Source organism: Chryseobacterium sp. FG46 (assembly GCF_057809135.1).
The window spans coordinates 15,106-33,233 of the sequence record NZ_JBMDJJ010000019.1; the positions used below are offsets into that span (position 1 = coordinate 15,106).

The following is an 18,128-nucleotide window of genomic DNA, read 5'->3' on the forward strand; positions in this document are numbered from 1 at the left end:
GTGTTCAGAATGACAATGCGCCTTATCAATCAACTAATTTTTATCCAGTTTATTATACTTCTTCATCAAATTTTCATAAGTTCCCTGTGGAAGAATCCATTTCAAAGGAACTCCGATTTTCTGCCCGAATTTACCAAAATAATAATGAGCTTTCCATTTATTTTTTGCTAAAAGTTTTTCAATGTATTCGGCAACTTCCAACGGATCAGTTCCGTCATTCACATGAGAGTTCATCAGTGCATATACTTTGTCAAAAACATTTTTATAAGGCTGGGAAACCTGTGCAATCACTCTGTTGTCTGCAATATTGGTTTTAATATCTCCCAGGTGCAGAGAACATACGTCAATATTCCATGGGTAAACTTCATATCTCATCGCTTCAGTTACTTTATCCAATGCGGATTTGGAAGCCGAATAAAATCCACGGAAAGGCAGTCCCATTTCACTTCCGATACTGGAAACATTGATAATTTTTCCAAATTTGTGCTCACGCATATTCGGGAGTACGGCACTCATCATCTGCACAGGTCCGGCAAGATTCAAGCTGAAAAGCTTCAGAATATCTTCTTTTGTAGAATCTTCCACTGCACCTACCATTCCCATTCCGGCATTGTTGATCAGAACATCAATTTTGCTTTCTGTTTTTAAAACCTCAGCTACAGCATTTTGAACTGCAGTATTGTCTGTCACATCAGTTGGGATAGATTTGAAATATTGGCTTTCTGTATGTTTTCTGCTTAATCCGTATACTTGATGTCCTTTTTTACCAAAATATTCTGCCAATGCAAACCCGATTCCTGATGAGGTTCCTGTTATAATGATGGTCATTGAATTCGTATGATTTTTAATGTTTTTATTTCTTCTGATACCAGTGAGACTTTTTTAATGGTCTGTGTTCAAAAGTAAATCTATTTTCAGCAAATGTAAAAAAAGAAAAATGAACTTTGATATGGATAAAGCTTTAAAGTTGGATGTATTCTCTAACTGATTTAAAATATTTAGAAATAATCCATCAGTGTTGGAAAAGTTATTATATTTTAACTCCGGTAAAATTTAGTAATTAATTACGTTTTAAATTAATGATGAAAAAAGAACTGCTAATATTATTCATACTCAATTTTAGCTTTTATTGTACAGGACAAGAAATTAAAATTCCGGAGAATTTCACTGAACATTCTATTCCAAAAGTAGAATCTCCGGAATGGTTCGTTCTTAATCATTCTAAAGACTGTTATGCTGTAAAAAAAGATAACGGTAGATTGATCATAGAAAAGACCAGCTATTATAAAGAGAATTCTGAATTGGAAATTGAAGATGGAACATTGATTGGAGAAAATAAAGGAGAATTTGGGGGAGCACTATACTTTCAGCCTAAAGAAGATAGAGAAAAAATTGAAATAAAATTTGGAAACATTGTTGATATTTTCAGATTTCAGAATAAGATCTATTTCACAGAAGGCTCAGGTATATGGGGAAGTTTGTATGAATTAAAAAAAGATTCAGCTTTCACTTATAATAAAATCGAATCCTTTGGGGATGCCTTAGAAGCTTTAACTATATTCAATGACAGTATTTATATTGCTTCTTTTCATGGCTTTTATAAAGTAGTGGATCAAAAAGCCACACTCCTTTTCAGGAAACAGTTTTGGTGGGGACTGTATCCAAACTCTGTAGTGGTATTCGATGAGGAAAATATTTTTATGGGAATACGAAGTGGAATTGTTAAGTTGAATCTTGTGAAAAAAACAGTTAACTTTTATACAGAAAAAGAAGTATAGTTTGTGTTTTAAGAATTAGATTCTTAAAATATTTTTCGTTCAAACCGCTGAATGTGTTTTTTTTTATTCCTATCATGGAATAAATTTAAGACAAACTTAATATTAATTCATTATTCATCATCGGAGGAATGATTACTTTTAATTACATATATTTCTGAAAAACAGGTGTTTAATTTTATTTTGTGGTAGATGGTACCTGAAAAAATCTAAAATTTCTTAATAAAAACATAAGAAAACCTTAATGAGGCATGGAAGCAGACTGATCTAATTTTGCACCTAATCAAAAAGGAGATCATGAATGTATTTAAAATCCCTGTATCCGTAACGTATTTAACGGGAAGGGTATTACTTATTGGTGCAATATCAGCTTCACCGGTGTTCCTCGCTCAGAAAAAAGACAGCTTAAAAGAAAAATCCATCGACGAGATTGTTGTTGTCGGCTACGGAACACAGAAAAAAAGTAAAGTTTCCGGTGCTGTTTCGGAGGCTTCGTTGGATAAGCTAACTTCCAGATCTTTGTCTGGTGTAGGAGAAGTTCTTCAGGGTAAAGCACCCGGAGTAACTGTAGTGAACGAAGGTGGAGATCCTAACGGAGCACCTAAGGTCAATATTCGTGGTCTGGGAGGAATCAACGGAGAAACTCCCCTTTATGTAGTAGATGGGGTGGTTTTCAATGGAACTCCTTCTATTAATCCCAACGATATTCAGGATATCTCTGTACTTAAAGATGCTTCTGCGGCTATTTACGGAGCAAGATCTTCCGGAGGCGTTATTCTTATTACCACTAAAAAAGGAAAAAAAGGAAATCTTACTGTAGATTTTGATGTTAAGTATGGTTTAAATGAGGCTTGGAGACTGAAAGAATCTCTGAATGCAGCAGAATTCCAGGATGTGATGTATAAGGCCTATGAAAATGCCGGAAAACTGGGAAGCTTACCGATGGCTTTTAATCCTAATCAATATCCGGACGGAAGAATTACCAGAACAGATTGGATGAAAGAAATTTTCAGAACGGGAACCATTCAGGAATACAATGTTAATCTAAGCGGAGGAAGTGAAAAATCCAGATATTTTGTGGGTATGAACCACAGAAGTCTTGAGGGGATCTTATTGAATACGCAGGCAAAACGATACAATTTCAGAGTCAATTCTGAACATAAAGTAAAAGACTGGCTCACGATTGGAGAAAATATGTACTATAATTACTCTGACGGCAATACAGCCGATACAAAAAGTGGCTATACAGGAGCTTTGGTAGCTGCCATGTATTATCCGCCCAATGTTCCGGTATATACTCCTAACGGTGCATTCTCAGGGTTGCCGATTGATGTGGCAGGTGGATATGGAGATATGATCAACCCGGTGGCGTATCTTAAAAGGATCAGCATCAGAAATCCTACCCATGAGATTTTAATCAACCCTTATGCTGAAATTACTTTGGCAAAAGATTTAAAATTCCGTTCCAATTTCTCACAGACTTTTAAACTGGGAGATGTAAAGAACTTTACGTACAGAGTTTTGGAAGTCGGGAAAATTTTTGATACCAATAATTTAGAATACCAATCCAATAATTCATCCACAGCACTTGCAGAGCAATTGTTGACTTATAAAATTTCAGCGGGACAGCATAATTTTGATTTCCTTGGAGGTTTTACGTTCCAGAAAACCATTGATGATGGGTTTGTGGCAAAATCGTATGACTTCAGAAGTGAAGCAGAGGTTTTCCAACACCTTCAGAATGCTGCAGATACCAATAAAGATGTTTCCAGTTACAGATTCAAACAGTCTTTGGTTTCTTATCTGGCGAGAGTAAACTATGATTATGCAGGAAAGTATATTGTAAGTGTATTGGGAAGACGTGATGGTTCTTCACTGGTAGCAAAACAAAACAGATTTGCGAATTACTATGCGGTTTCCGGTGCATGGGTAGTTTCGAAAGAAAATTTCATGCAGGATATTTCTTGGCTTTCAAGTCTGAAACTGAGAGGAAGTTATGGTATTCTGGGTAACCTTGGAGGGATTTCACCACAGGCTGTAAATCCGTTGATGACGAGAGATAATAATGTGATTTTCGGTCAGGATCCTTCTCAGAATATTGCGTATTATGCTACTACACGTCCCAACCCGGATCTGAAATGGGGAAAATCTGAGCAGACCAACTTCGGGGTAGACGCTTCCTTCCTTCACAACAGTCTTTCCTTACAGTTCGATTATTTTGTGAAGAACTCCAAAGATCAGATCTTCAATGTAAGCTTGCCAAGTACGGCAACCTATAATAATCAGTATGTGAATGCGGGATTATTTCAGGATAAAGGATATGAATTGGGGATCAATTATAATAAAGTAGTTTCCGGTGATTTTACTTTCTCAGTAGGTGCTACAATGAGCCAACTAAAAAATACGGTGAAACAGCTTGCCAATGTAGATGAGATCTTTATCAATGATAATGGGGTAAGAGGAGTATTGAAACCAACCCGTGTGAAAGTAGGTGATCCTCTGTATTCTTTCTACGGTTACAAGACCGGTGGAATTTTCCAGACTCAGGAAGAAATCAACAACTATAAAGATGCCAACGGAAATCTCATCCAGCCCAATGCCAAGCCGGGAGATATCAAATTCCTGAAAAAAGAAGGAAATACGGGAGTGCTTAATAATAATGACTTTGTCAATCTTGGAAGTCCATACCCTAAGTTCTCCTATGGCTTTTCATATAACATGACATGGAAAAATTTTGATCTGAATTTATTCTTCCAGGGAGTATACGGAAATAAAATTTTCAACGGAATGAAGTTTATTTCTTTGAACCCGGGTGGAACAGGGCAGAATTATAATATGGACAGAGATATCCTGAATGCATGGACACCTCAGAATACGAATACTGATATTCCAAGACTGGTACACGGCGACCCAAGCGGTAATTATTCCAAAGTATCAGATTTCTATGTGGAGGATGGATCTTATTTAAGACTGAAGAACCTTACCATCGGGTATTCATTACCAAAAGAATTGTACAGAAAACTGGATGTAAACAAAGTGAGAATTTATATGACCTCCAACAACTTGTTTACTATAACGAAATATACAGGATTTGATCCTGAAGTAGGAATGAACTCTTACGGAGTTGATACCGGAAGATATCCTCAGGCACGCTCATTCATCTTTGGAGTGGAGATCGGATTATAATTTTTAACCAACAAAAAGTAAAAGAAATGAAATTTTTCAATAAAATATTGTTAGTATCAGGAATATCAGTAATGCTTCTTTCATGTACAGGAGAACTTGATGTTCAGCCGGAAGGAACCCCTACGGAAGCCAGTTTCTGGAAAACAGAAAACGATCTGGTTACCGGAGCAAATGCCATGTATAAGCCTTTATTCGATGGTGAATTTTATGGAAGAGGCCTTTTCTGGTTTATCAATGCCAGTGATGATATGGTAACCGGAAGAGCAAAAAGTGAGGCGGATAACGCCAAAAACTTCAGCAGCAATTATATCGCGGCAGGTGATCTTGAAACCCAGTGGAACAAAAGATACAACGTGATTGGAGTGGCCAACCGTGTGATCCGTAACGTTGATAATATTCAAACCTCTCAGGCAACAAAAAATAAATATCTTGGAGAAGCCCTTTTCATGAGCAGCAGAATGTATTTTGAGCTTGCTTATTCTTACGGAAATGAAAAGGCCGGAGTTCCAATTATTGACCGTTCGAAAGATCCGGATCCCAACCCGATTCCAAGAGCAGCCAATGTAATGGAAAACTACACTTACATTGTGAATGACCTGAAAAGAGCGGCAGAATTATTACCTACTCAGGCAGAACTTCCTGCAAAAGACTATGGAAGACCTCATAAGGCTGCAGCATGGGCATTGCTGGCCAAAGTATATCTGTTTATGAAAGACTGGAAGAATGCAGAATTCTGGGCTAACGAGGTAATGACCAAAGGAAACAGAGCTTTGTTGAGTAATTTTTCAGATGTTTTCAAGGCTGAAAATAACTACAGTTCAGAATACATCTGGTCTATCCCGGGAACTCCTAAGTTTACCGCGTGGGGAAGTATTCTTCCGGGAGTAATGCTTGAAAACAAAGGATGGGGAGAATATAACGGATGGGGATATTTCCAGCCAACGAAAGAGTTATTTGATGAATACGAAACAGGAGACCTTAGAAGAAGTACTACCATTCTTAAAATAGGAGACAAATTTACCTTTAACGGAAAAGAGAGAATATACGCTTCTTCCAATTCCCTTACCGGATACCAGTTCAATAAATATATGGATGCCTTCAAATATGAGCTGAAAAGTGGTCACGTGAGTGCCAACGGAGATTATCCGTGTACAGACCTTGCCGTTCCGATTATGCGTTACGCTGAGGTGATCCTGATCAAAGCAGAAGCTTTACTGATGCAGGGAAAATCTGCAGATCAGGAAATCAATATGATCAGAATGCGTGCAGGTTTATCAGCTAAAAACGGATGTACATTGGCTGATCTGAAGCATGAAAGACGTTGCGAGCTGGCAGGTGAATGGGCAGACAGACACAGAGACCTTGTACGTTGGGGAGATGCACAGGCAGCTTATGCGAAGCCTCTGCACGGTATCAATGGACAGGTAGTCTGGGCAGCAAGAAACTTTAATCCTGCTGTGCATAATGTTTGGGCAGTTCCGCAGATTGAAATTGTAAACAGTCATGGAATCATTAAACAAAATGAAGGCTGGTAAAATTTAATCTTTATATATAAGCCGCTATATCATTGCAGAACATTCTGTGATGATATAGTTTTTTCAAAGGAGTAGGGATAGGCCGTTTTATGCCACCTATAAAATAATAACGATAAACAAATGAAACTATCAAAAATATTAGCTGTACTGGCACTGGCTGTTTTTTCAGAAAACCAGGCACAGAATTATTTAAAATATAATGTTGGGAATGCTCATTCGCATAATGATTATATGCAGGAAATTCCCTTTTGGCAGGCTTATTATGCTAACTTCGGTTCTATTGAGGCAGATGTTTTTCTGGTAAAAGGCCAACTTTGGGTTGCACACACCGAAAAAGAACTTTCGGCAGACAGAACACTGGAAAATCTTTATCTCGATAATATTTCAAAACAGATTAAACTCAACAAAGGAAATATCTATCCTGATGCTGGTAAGAAACTTCAGCTGCTGATTGATATTAAGCAGGATTATAAAACATCATTGGCTGTTTTAGTCAGTACATTAAAGAAATATCCTGAGATCACGGGAAATCCTGGAATTAAAATTGTCATTACTGGCGGAAAGCCTCAACCGTCAGAGTTTAATAATTATCCGAACTATCTTTATTTTGATGGAGATCTTGATCATAATTATTCCCCGGATCAGTTGAAAAGAATCGGAATCTTCAGTGCAGATCTTCCGGGGTTGGTAAAATGGAATGGAAAAGGAATTCCAAGGGATGAAGAAACGCAAAAAATCAAAACTGCAGTTGACAAAGCACATGCTCAGCAGAAGCCGGTTCGTTTTTATGGAGCGCCGGATTTTCCTAATGCATGGGTAAATCTGATGGATTTAGGGGTAGATTATATCAATACCGATCATATTCCGGATCTTAAAAAATTCATGAACACCATTCCGAAAAACTTTTATAAGAATACAAAAGAATACACCACTTATACGCCAACTTATCAATCAGACGGTGTGGAGAAAAAGGTGAAAAATGTGATCCTTCTTATTCCCGACGGAACTTCTTTACCACAATATTATGCTGCCTTTACAGCCAACAAAGGGAAGCTGAATGTTTTCAATATGAAATCCACAGGGCTTTCCAAAACGAATTCATCCAATGCTTACATTACAGATTCCGCACCGGGTTCTACAGCATTTGCAACCGGTGTGAAAACCAAAAATACGTTTGTAGGCGTTGACAATATGGGAAAAGCACTCGCACAAATTCCTGATATTATTGCAGAAAAAGGAATGGTTTCCGGATTGATTTCCACAGGAGATGTTACAGATGCTACGCCTGCAGATTTCTACGCCCATTCAGATAACAGAAACAGTTCAGAACCTATTCTGAAAGATTTTGCTGCTTCAAAAACTAAAATACTGATCGGCGGTCCTACAAGCGGATTGTCTCAGGAAAATCTACAGAAATTCAAAGAAGCAAAAATAGATCTTTACCAGAATTTGAAATCAGTAACTAAAATAAACAACCGTACTCTGATTATTGATCCTCTGGCTTCACAAAGAATAACCAATGGAAGAGGAAACTGGCTTTCTGATGCTTTTGATCTTACCTTAAATGATTTAAAAACTAACGAAAAAGGATTCTTTATGATGATTGAAGCCTCCCAGACAGATGGTGGAGGGCATAGCAATAATATAGAACAGCTGGTTACAGAATTACTGGATTTTGATCAGGTTGTAGGGAAGGCGATGAAATTTGCTGATGAAAATAAAGAAACTTTAGTAATTGTAGTGGGAGATCATGAAACAGGAGGTTTAACCCTTTTAGACGGAAGTCTGAAAGAAGGCTGGATATTGGGAAACTTCAGCACGAATGATCACACCTCTATTCCGTCAAGTGTATTTGCTTACGGACCCAATTCAAAAGAATTCACAGGATTGTTTGAAAACACTGAGATCTTCAGCAAAATACTGGGAGCTTACGGAATTCAGAAATAGCTTTTAATTTATACTTTTACTTTTACAAAGAGAGGCTGTTTCATTTTTGGAGCAGTCTTTTTTATGAATTAATTTAAGGCTCCCGCAGATTCTACAGATTAAGCAGATGTTTGAGTTAATCTGCGTTATCTGCAAAATCTGCGAGAGATAAAAGCAGAAAAAAACGCAAAAAGGCTGCCTCAACAAGAGAGACGGCCTTTGAATAAATCTAACAAATAATAATTTAGAAATTGGTGTTAACGATCAATTGGGAAAGTTCAGCATTCACAAAATCAATCGGCATTATTCCGAAAGATCCGTGAGTATTGGATTGGAAGAATGTTTTAAGCCTTGGATTGATATTGTTGGATACGGTAGGAATACTTGGGATTCCAAAAATTCCAGGCTTATAACCGCTCGTGAAATTCACAAAAAGTTTACCATTTGTATCATTTTTTGCTTCATTAAGCAGGCTTGAAATTGCGTTCCACTTATCATCATTATTGGTTACCTTGTAATAATCCTGAACCTTTAGCTGTACGCCTGAATTGTTGATGTCAAAAGTGGTATTATCCGCCCATGGTGACGCGTTGATTCCTTTGGTTGTTCCCGAAGAGAATCTTCTTAATAACTTGATCTTTCCTCTAACAGCACCCAGCGTAGGAATATTTGCGCCAAGATCCCATTTAGAAGGATTCTTTTGTACATAAGAATCAAATGTCTGTTCAAAACTTCTGGTTGTGTTCGAAGCATCGTATTCTTCTTTTACCGACATGATAATCGTTTCAGAAGGATGACTGTTAAGGAAGGCATAGCATGCATTCAAGACATCATCAAAATTCAGATTTTGGTAAATCGCTCCGTGATGAATGGTGAAAGCATTGTCAATATGTCTGCAGCGTATATCCAGAAAACGGACTCCTGCATTCAGTTGTTCTGCGATGCTGAGGTCTTGAGTTTTAGCCGTACCTGATACAACTGGTGCATCTACACGTGCTCCTGAATCATGAGTTCCGGGAATTGAGATTTTTGAAAGGGAAATGTTATCCTGAAGACCGGCCATCCAGCTATTCAGAGAAACAGGCAGTAATGAAGCTCTGCCAGCTGTTTTTGTTAAAGAAGCGACATTGTTTTCATTAGAGTCTCTTTCCATAAGACTGTCATTGGAACAAGAAAAAAAGATGGATGCAGTAACAACCCCAAGAGTGATGGATGTTATACGTTTCATGCTTTGTTTGAACATAGTTTTTTTATTTTTTAAGGTAGCTTAAAAATAAGAATATATCAATGCACAAGGAGTTAATTTAACTTTAAGAGATAATTAAGTTGGTATAAAGTCAGGGAGTTTGAAGTTGGAAGAAGTAAATTGGAAAACTGATTTTTCTTAACGCAAAGTTTATTTTTAGTTTCGGAAATATCGAGTAAGCAAAGATGAAATCAATGAAATTGATTTTTTCTAAGCTAATGTATAAAAGAAAGCTTCATAACCGATGTATGTCGGCCTCTTTGCTCACTTTACTATAACATTAGAATTAATTTTACTTTGCGTTAAAGAAATGTAGCTATAAAAAATCATAATAAATGAGTGTTGAAGCTCACTGTCAAACAGTAACCTCCAGCATCCGGCTTCAATCTTCCATCCTAAAAAACAAAATCCTCTTTTAAACCGGGAAGCCTGAACTTGTGGTCTCCGATAAAGAAATCATTTATTTTAATAAGAGCCGGGAATTTATAAGTAAACTCTTTGTGGGAGTTTTCAGGTACTTTAGTTTCATCATCACAGGAAGAATATTTCCTGTCAATAATTACTTTTCCTGTTGAAAAATTGATCTCGTTCGTAAAGCTGAAATCACAGGTGTCTTCAAAATGATCATGTGAACCGATCAGATAGAAATCTCCGTTCTGAAATCTGAAGATATGTTTATATTGCTGGGTATGTCTGGAATTGGTAAAAAAGCTTTGCCCGATATGAAGGCTGTTGTTTTTTATGTTGACCTCAAGAGTATTGTCAGAAGGGTAAAATCCGGTTCCGCTTGAAAAAAAAATGTTAGAATTCTCTTTCCATACTTTTAGACCGCTGTTTTCCTTTTTCAGAATATAAAAAATCCTTTTATAGTCACTTGTACCTTCCGGGTTTTGCGTGTCTGATGCTTTTATATTGGTGTTAAATACCAATACTACTTCATCTTTACCATCTTTGTCAAGATCCCCTTTGGTTTCTGCTATTTGGATGTATCCTTTCGGAACCGAAAAGGCTTTCAGATTCTGGGCAGATAAGCCTGAAACAGATAAAACAAACAAAAAGAAAAAGAAATGTTTCATGGTTATGATATAACATTAAAATGTGGTCATCCGAAAACAACACTTATTTTCAAATGACCACATTTTATAATATTAATTAATGAGTCAGTATGCTTTCAAGATCTTTCCAGAACATTGGATAAGACTTTTCTACTACATCTTCATCTTCAATATTGAGCTTGCCGATCAGACAAAATGGTGCAAAACTCATGGCCATTCTGTGATCCTGATAGGTCTTAATAGAAATATGGCTTTGTGGCTCTCCAAAACTGATTGATTTAATCGTCAAATCTGTGATCTCTGTTTCGGTACCCAGCTTTTTAAGCTCATTATATAAAGCCAGAAGCCTGTCGGTTTCCTTTACTCTTAAGGTCCCCAGTCCGGAAATCTCAAAAGGAATTTTTAAAGCGGCGGCTGTTACACAAAGAGTTTGTGCAATGTCCGGACAGTCGTTCATATCCAGCATAATTTTTTCCGGGAAAGAAAAATCACGCTGAGGTTCAAGCGTTAGTTGATGTTCATCTTCAGAGAATGTAGTTTTGATTCCGAAGAACTTTTCGTAGATGTTGGCAATGGCCGAATCTCCCTGTGTGGATTCTTTGTAAAAACTTTTCAGATGAATCTTTTCTCTTCCTAATGCACAGATAGAGTAGAAGTAGGAAGCCGAGCTCCAGTCGCTTTCCACTTCATAATGTACTACTGCGGAATTGTCAGGAGTGAAAGGTTCTACTTTGATGGTATTTCCTTCAAAACTGCTTTGAATACCAAATCTGGTCAGGATATCAAGCGTCATTTCAATATAAGATCTTGAAGTAACGTCACCCACAAGATTAATCACCAATCCATTCTCAAGTTTTCCTGCTATAAGTAGCAGTGAAGTGATAAACTGGCTTGAGATATTCGCAGGAACATTTACCGAAGTCTGGGTGATTTTTCTTCCTGTAATTTTTAAAGGGGGAAAACCTTCATTCTCCATATATTCAATTTCCACTCCAAGATCTCTCAAAGCACTTACCAGATTTTTGATAGGTCTTTCCTTCATTCTTCCGGAACCTGTAAGAACAGTTGTCTTTCCTTCCTGAATAGAATAATAAGAAGTGAGAAAACGCATTGCTGTTCCCGCATGATGAATATCTACCACTTCGGTATTCTCAGATAAAGCTTTTTTCAGCAGCTGAGTATCCTGAGAATTGGATAAATTCCCGATTTTTATATTGTTAAACAGACTTTCCAGAATCAATAAACGATTCGAAATACTTTTCGAACCGCTGATCTGTACTGTTTTATCACCTGATAATTTTGATTTTTCTAGCTTCATTATGATCTACATTATCTTTAAAAATAATGAGTTATAAATGCATGTATTATTTATAACTCATCATTTATCATTATTTCAATTTTTCGTTGTTCTGATGCCGGTCTTTATCACGGTCAGTTTTAATTTTCATTTTTTTGTCGAAAGCGTCCTGTAGGTTGACTCCGGTTTGATTGGCTAAACATAATGTTACAAAAAGCACATCTGCCAGTTCTTCACCAAGATCTTTAGTCTTATCACTTTCCTTTTCGCTTTGTTCACCATATCTTCTGGCAATAATTCTTGCTACTTCGCCTACTTCTTCTGTCAGCATTGCCATATTGGTAAGCTCATTAAAGTATCTTACCCCAATGGTTTTGATCCATTCATCTACCTGCTGTTGTAACTGCGTAATTTCCATTATTGATAAGCTCCTAAAGTTGGGTTAGTGGTTCTGGAAACATTCACGATATCAAAAGGTACCGTTGCTGCAACAGCCGCATTTCCTTTTCCAAGAGCCGGAGAACCAGGTTTTACCCTTAAATTCATTTTAGCCATAAAATAATTGACAAACTGAGGCTCTGCATTTTTTACCGTTTGTATCACATTCGGATTGTTATCAAAAGTGAAACCTGCTCCGATGGCACTGGTATATTTGATTAATGAATTTTGAAGTAAAAATTCAAACTGTTGTCCCGGAGTTTGTTCAAAATGAACAGCAGCATCCCTGTCAGAATATATAATACTATTTTTGATGTCAAGCTGCTGCAAAGCACCTTGTTGTGTCTGCCCGGCATCATTTTTCCATTCATTGGCTGCAAAAATTCCTGCTCTGTCGAAAGAACTCATGGTCTTGGAGTAATTCGCAATAGTAGCATGAGTATAGCTATGTTTTCCACCCAGGAAAATCCCTACACAGGATAAACCGCAGTTGTTCATTACAAGATTGTTGGCATTTACTGTAGAACCTACAGCATAAATTCCGTATTCAAAGAAAGTATGGATGAAGGAATTGGTAATGGTAGCATTGGTTTGCTTCATATCCAATCCTCTCGTACCTCCGAAAAGTCTTGCATGGTTCATCTTAAGGGTAGAATTGGCTTCCATTTTAATAGAATTCCAGTTTTTAGGAATCGTATCATAATAAGGATCATTCCTGTCTCCGCGAAGAATAACCTGATCTGCCTGAGTACCGTTGATATTTAAAAAGGCTCCCGAAGAAACTTTCATTCCACTGTTTTTATGGAAGTACACTTTAGTTCCGGCATTGATATCAAGAGTTACATTGGGATTGATAGTCAGATTTCCATAGATGATCTTTGCTTTATCGTTATTCCATGTGGTGGAATTGGTAATCACATTCGGATTGCCTGGTGTCTGGATGAAAAATTCAGCATCCTGAACCACAGAAAATAAAGTTACATGCTGTTGTCCGCCAGGGCTGGTGAAAAGAACTTTGTCTTCTGCTATGGCCTCGGGTCCTGTAGCTTCCGGTGCAATTTCGACAAAAATATAAAGACTGTCTTTCTTTCTTAAAGGAACATTCTTAAAATCATATCCCGGTTTTCCATCTACATTGATTCTATATAATGAAGCAGCTCCTTTTTCAAGGTTCACTCTTGGGATCATAATGTCCTTATCTTCATTATTATATACTTTCACAACATAAGTTTCTGAACGTACCTGATGATATACCGTATCACAGAATACCGTATCTCTTGAGAAACGAAGTTCCTGCGTAGGACTGTCAAACGTTATGTCATCTTTATTACATGATACTGCTACAAGTAACATCCAGAAGGAAAAAGCCAGTAATAATTTGAATTTCATTGAAATTAAAGTTTAAGTAAGTTCCAAATTTAACGAAAATACTTTAAATTTCTTATCAAGAAAAAAATATTGAATTCAGTATTTGGAATTTTAAAAAAATGTTGTATTTTTGCAACCTAAAATTTAGCAGAGAAATATCCATTACTATTTCGAAAGCAAACTTAATTTTTTTAAAAATAGTATTATGAAAAACGGAATCCACCCAGAAAATTATAGACTTGTTGTTTTCAAAGATATGAGTAACGACGAGGTGTTTCTTTGCAAGTCTACTGCAGAAACAAAAGACACTATCGAGTATGAAGGACAAGAGTATCCTCTAATCAAAATGGAAATCTCTTCAACTTCTCACCCTTTCTACACTGGTAAAGTAAAACTAGTTGACACTGCAGGTAGAGTTGATAAGTTCATGAACAAATACAAAAAATTCGCTAAGTAATTTTTGTATACTTAAAAATATAGAAGTCTTCCAATTTTTTGGAAGACTTTTTTTATTGTAAATTTGTTAACCTTGAATTTTAAACTTTAAACCAAAAACTGAACGATGCAATTAGTATTTTCAGATGCACAATATTGGGAAGACTTTCTTCCGCTTACTTTTACCCGTCCGGTTGCTGCAATGCGATGTGGAATTCTTACATTTTCAGAAAGATGGCAGAAAATTCTCGAAAACACAGAGGTAACTTACTTCACCGAAATGTATCTTCAGGATAAATTTAAAAGCCCTGAGGAAAAAGAAAGCCTTTTTCTGGTTCCGAACTTCCTTCCCACAGAAACTGTAATTCAAAAGATTAAAGATCTTAAGCAAGGGGAAGCACTTGTTTATGAAGACGAATTGATTGCGGCTAAAATCAATATGAAAGGTTTTTCTCTGAACCAGATTGAAAAAATGACGGATATCAAAGAAGACCTGATTTTTTTCAAAAGACCAAAAGATCTGTTTACCTACAACCATCATGCGATTGATTTTGACTTTGATCTGCTTACCGAAGGAAGAACCTCACAGGAATTGTCTTCCACCAACGGATTTTTAGGAGATAAAAAAGATCTGTTTATTGAAGAAGGAGCCGAAATTGAATTTTCCACCCTGAATACTAAAACCGGAAAAATTTATATTGGAAAAAATACAGAGGTTATGGAAGGCTGTCATCTTCGCGGGCCAATTGCTCTTTGTGATGATTCCAAATTGAATCTTGGAGCTAAAATTTATGGGGCTACCACAATCGGTCCTCACTGTAAAGTAGGAGGAGAAGTGAATAATATCATTATCTTCGGATATTCCAGTAAAGGGCACGAAGGTTTTGTAGGAAACTCTGTGATTGGGGAGTGGTGTAATTTTGGAGCAGATACCAATTCTTCAAACATGAAAAATAATTATGGGAATGTAAAATTCTGGAACTATAGAACAAAATCATTCGAAGATACAGGATTGCAGTTTGCGGGTCTGATTATGGGAGATCACTCCAAAACGGCTATCAATACCCAATTGAATACAGGAACGGTAATTGGTGTTGCTTCCAATATCTTCAAACCAGGTTTTCCACCTAACCTTGTGGAAAGCTTTTCATGGGGCGGACTGAAGGATGATGAAAGATTCAAGCTTGATAAAGTATATGAAGTAGCAGAAAGAGCTATGGCGAGAAGGAAAGTCGCTTTAACAGAAGAAGATAAAGCGATTCTGAAACATATTTTTGATACGTATTAGTTCGATTATAATAAAAACTTCAAATTTTTTTGAAGTTTTTTTATTTTTGATGTAATAGATAAGTAATGGCAATTGTCTTACCTATAAGAAACAAAACTCATGACCCAAGAAACTTTCAAGAATACGGTGTTTATTCTCAAAGACGAGATGTATCGTTTTGCGAAGCGGTTTGTCATGAGCAGTGATGAAGCGGAAGATGTAGTACAGGATCTCATGATGAAGTTTTGGCAGAAGAGGGATGAGCTTGAGCAATTCGGGAATTTTAAATCCTATGCGCTGAAGTCTGTCCGGAACGAATGCCTGAACCGTCTGAAGCATCATGATGTAAAGATCGGCTTTGCGGATATGCAGCTTCATCGCTCGGAGCTTTACAGTATGGAAGTTGATAACCTCAAAGAACATATTGTAGGATTTATCAATCAGCTCCCCGAAAAACAGAAGATGGTCATCCACTTGAAAGATGTAGAAGAGTATGATGTTTCCGAAATTTCTGAAATGCTGGAAATGGAGGAAAATGCAGTAAGGGTAAACCTGATGCGTGCGAGACAAAAAGTAAAAGAACAAATCTCACAACTGATGAGCTATGAAAAAAGATCAATTACAAGATAAATACAACGAAGTCTTCCGGGAAATTAAGGAAGAAAAAATGGACTGGAGTTTTGAAGACTTTCTTCAGACTGCAGAAGGTGAGAAGCCTGAACAGAATACAGCACCTGTTATTCCATTGGAAGAACAGAAAAAGCCCTCCTTTCCTAAATGGTTCTGGATGGCCGCCAGTGTAATGCTGGTCTTTGGGATTGGTTTATTTCTCAACTCTAATAATTCCGGTACAGCAGATGTACAGGACAGGGAAAAACTGGTAAAAGACCAAATTTTAAAACAAAAATCCGGTTTCATCGAAGAAAATAGTGATCATCAGGAACAGGTTGCCGTGAATCACACAGACTCTATTTCCGGTGTGAAAAAAGACTCTGTTTTTCAGGATAACCAGGTGGCAGAAAAAGATGTTATGGACGAAATTCTGCCTAAAAGAGGAAGACTTAAAAAGGAAAGAAAACCCAGATATGTAGATAATTCTTCCTTCCCGAATAAAAATACAAATGATTCTGCTTCTGCATACAATGACTCATATGTCATTGTAAATGGTAAGAGAATCAGCAGTGAAAAAGAAGCCCTGGATGTTACCAGATATTCCTTTATGAAATTAGGAAACGAGTTTAAAAAAACAGTAGCATCTTCCCAAAAAAATGAAAATCTTGACAGCGAATACTAAAAATCAGATCAATCTCATGAAAAAAATATTTTTTATAATAGCCATAATGCTGAGCAGCTTTGCAACTTATTCTGCACAGACTGAGAAATTAGACAAGCTTTTTCAGGATTTTGAAAAAAAAGGAAGAGTAACCTCTATCAATATCAAAAAACCGATGTTCAAGCTATTGAATACCATTGATGTTAATGATGCCTATATCGGAAAGATAAAACCTATACTGAACGATGTAGAGGGACTTAAAATTCTGATTATTCCTAAAATTACTTTCCCGGATCGTTTAAAAGATGAAAATCTTGCGAACATAAAAATGAATGAAGAAAAAACAGAGAGAATAAACAACGCTTTAAACGCTCTCAACTTCAATGAGCTGATGTCCATGAGCAGTGACGGTACTTCCATGAAATTTCTGGCTGAAGAAGAAAAAGACAACTATCTTGAAAATCTGGTGTTCAATGTAGACTCCAAAGAAGAGAATATCATTTTTATTCTCAATGGAAAAATGAAACTGTCGGATGTTAATAAAATCATTAATTCAGCTGAAACAACCACCTCTTCAGTGACAAGTTCGGTAAGAAATGACCTTACATCCGGGAATACATCTTCTTATTTGAATGGTGATAACAGAAATGTTGGTGAGTTTTCAAAAATAGATGCCAGTGTGGGAGTAAATGTTACTTTCAAGCAGGAAAATACCAGAAGTGTAAAGGTGATTGCAGATGCAGATAAACTTCAATATGTTATCACCAAAGTGGAAAACGGAGTGTTAAAAATATACGTGGATAATAAAGGAGTCCGTAATCTGAGATTTAAAAATCTTAACGTTAATGTTTCTGCTCCTAATCTTCAAAGTATAAAAACTTCATCTGGAAGTATTTTTACAGCAGTGAATCCTGTTAATGAAAATAATATGGAGATTGATGCAGAATCTGGTTCTGTTATTAAAGGAACTTTCAATGTAAGACAAGCTGTCGCTGTTACAGTAAGTTCCGGAGCTGTTTTGAATGCTGAATTGATTACTCAGAAACTGGCTTTGGATACCTCTAGCGGAGCAAGTGTAAGCTTATCCGGAGAAGCTGTTTCCGCAGTAATAGAAACGAGCAGTGGAGCTTCGTGTAAAGCCGATGACCTAAAGATTACCACAGCAGTAGCAGAATCTACTTCAGGAGCAAGTCTTTCCTTACTTGTTACAGACAAGTTGAAAGTAAGTGTTTCTTCAGGAGCTGATGTAAAACTGAGAGGAAACCCTGAGCTGGATGCAAAAGTGGACAAAATTTCGGGAGGCAGCTTAAGACAAATCAAATAAAAA

Annotated in this window: 15 protein-coding genes; 9 read left to right on the plus strand and 6 right to left on the minus strand. The window is 36.8% G+C overall.

All coding sequences use genetic code 11. The features are described 5' to 3' along the window. Window positions 1-33: 33 nt before the first annotated feature. Window positions 34-828, minus strand: a complete 795-nt coding sequence (locus tag ACODR7_RS14565; protein WP_488840095.1) for an SDR family oxidoreductase — start codon at window positions 826-828, stop codon at window positions 34-36. Between the two features lie 251 nt (window positions 829-1,079). On the opposite strand from ACODR7_RS14565, the gene ACODR7_RS14570 reads away from it, so the two are divergent. From ACODR7_RS14570 to ACODR7_RS14585, 4 genes are all read left to right on the plus strand, one after another. Continuing rightward, window positions 1,080-1,778 carry a hypothetical protein gene (locus tag ACODR7_RS14570; protein WP_488840097.1) on the plus strand — a complete coding sequence of 233 codons (699 nt, stop codon included), beginning with the start codon at window positions 1,080-1,082 and terminating at the stop codon, window positions 1,776-1,778. A gap of 294 nt (window positions 1,779-2,072) precedes the next feature. Then, window positions 2,073-4,961: a SusC/RagA family TonB-linked outer membrane protein gene (locus tag ACODR7_RS14575; RefSeq protein WP_488840099.1), complete on the plus strand. Its 2,889-nt coding sequence runs from the start codon at window positions 2,073-2,075 to the stop codon at window positions 4,959-4,961. A gap of 26 nt (window positions 4,962-4,987) precedes the next feature. Then, a complete protein-coding gene (locus ACODR7_RS14580) occupies window positions 4,988-6,496 on the plus strand; it encodes a RagB/SusD family nutrient uptake outer membrane protein (protein ID WP_488840101.1) in 1,509 nt (502 codons plus the stop codon). Window positions 6,497-6,616: 120 nt separating this feature from the next. Continuing rightward, window positions 6,617-8,443, plus strand: coding sequence for an alkaline phosphatase (locus tag ACODR7_RS14585; protein ID WP_488840103.1), 1,827 nt, complete (start codon window positions 6,617-6,619; stop codon window positions 8,441-8,443). Between the two features lie 223 nt (window positions 8,444-8,666). On the opposite strand, the gene ACODR7_RS14590 is transcribed toward ACODR7_RS14585, so the two are convergent. The 5 genes from ACODR7_RS14590 to ACODR7_RS14610 all read right to left on the minus strand — a co-directional run bounded on the left by ACODR7_RS14590 (window position 8,667) and on the right by ACODR7_RS14610 (window position 13,847). Continuing rightward, a complete protein-coding gene (locus tag ACODR7_RS14590) occupies window positions 8,667-9,650 on the minus strand; it encodes a phosphatidylinositol-specific phospholipase C (protein WP_488840105.1) in 984 nt (327 codons plus the stop codon). A gap of 413 nt (window positions 9,651-10,063) precedes the next feature. Beyond that, window positions 10,064-10,744 (minus strand): hypothetical protein, encoded by a 681-nt coding sequence (locus ACODR7_RS14595; RefSeq protein ID WP_488840107.1) that lies wholly within the window; start codon window positions 10,742-10,744, stop codon window positions 10,064-10,066. Between the two features lie 76 nt (window positions 10,745-10,820). Then, on the minus strand, window positions 10,821-12,041 hold the full coding sequence (locus ACODR7_RS14600; RefSeq protein WP_488840109.1) for a 3-phosphoshikimate 1-carboxyvinyltransferase: 1,221 nt from the start codon (window positions 12,039-12,041) through the stop codon (window positions 10,821-10,823). Window positions 12,042-12,111: 70 nt separating this feature from the next. Then, entirely contained in the window at window positions 12,112-12,438 is a 327-nt protein-coding gene (locus ACODR7_RS14605; protein ID WP_076594856.1) for a nucleotide pyrophosphohydrolase, read from the minus strand. Next, the gene (locus ACODR7_RS14610; protein WP_488840111.1) at window positions 12,438-13,847 is read right to left on the minus strand and encodes a hypothetical protein; all 1,410 of its coding nucleotides are present in this window, start codon (window positions 13,845-13,847) and stop codon (window positions 12,438-12,440) included. Before ACODR7_RS14610 ends, ACODR7_RS14605 begins: the two co-directional genes overlap by 1 nt. 184 nt (window positions 13,848-14,031) lie before the next feature. Here ACODR7_RS14610 and ACODR7_RS14615 point away from each other — a divergent pair, with 184 nt between their 5' ends. The 5 genes from ACODR7_RS14615 (at window position 14,032) to ACODR7_RS14635 (ending at window position 18,125) form a co-directional block, all read left to right on the plus strand. Next, a complete protein-coding gene (locus tag ACODR7_RS14615) occupies window positions 14,032-14,283 on the plus strand; it encodes a type B 50S ribosomal protein L31 (RefSeq protein ID WP_002976190.1) in 252 nt (83 codons plus the stop codon). Window positions 14,284-14,388: 105 nt separating this feature from the next. Then, window positions 14,389-15,549, plus strand: a complete 1,161-nt coding sequence (locus ACODR7_RS14620; RefSeq protein WP_488840113.1) for a GlmU family protein — start codon at window positions 14,389-14,391, stop codon at window positions 15,547-15,549. A 99-nt stretch (window positions 15,550-15,648) separates the two neighbouring features. Then, the gene (locus ACODR7_RS14625; protein WP_002976192.1) at window positions 15,649-16,158 is read left to right on the plus strand and encodes an RNA polymerase sigma factor; all 510 of its coding nucleotides are present in this window, start codon (window positions 15,649-15,651) and stop codon (window positions 16,156-16,158) included. Continuing rightward, on the plus strand, window positions 16,133-16,822 hold the full coding sequence (locus ACODR7_RS14630; RefSeq protein ID WP_488840115.1) for a hypothetical protein: 690 nt from the start codon (window positions 16,133-16,135) through the stop codon (window positions 16,820-16,822). Before ACODR7_RS14625 ends, ACODR7_RS14630 begins: the two co-directional genes overlap by 26 nt. A 16-nt stretch (window positions 16,823-16,838) precedes the next feature. Next, a complete protein-coding gene (locus ACODR7_RS14635) occupies window positions 16,839-18,125 on the plus strand; it encodes a DUF4252 domain-containing protein (protein ID WP_488840117.1) in 1,287 nt (428 codons plus the stop codon). Window positions 18,126-18,128: the final 3 nt, after the last annotated feature.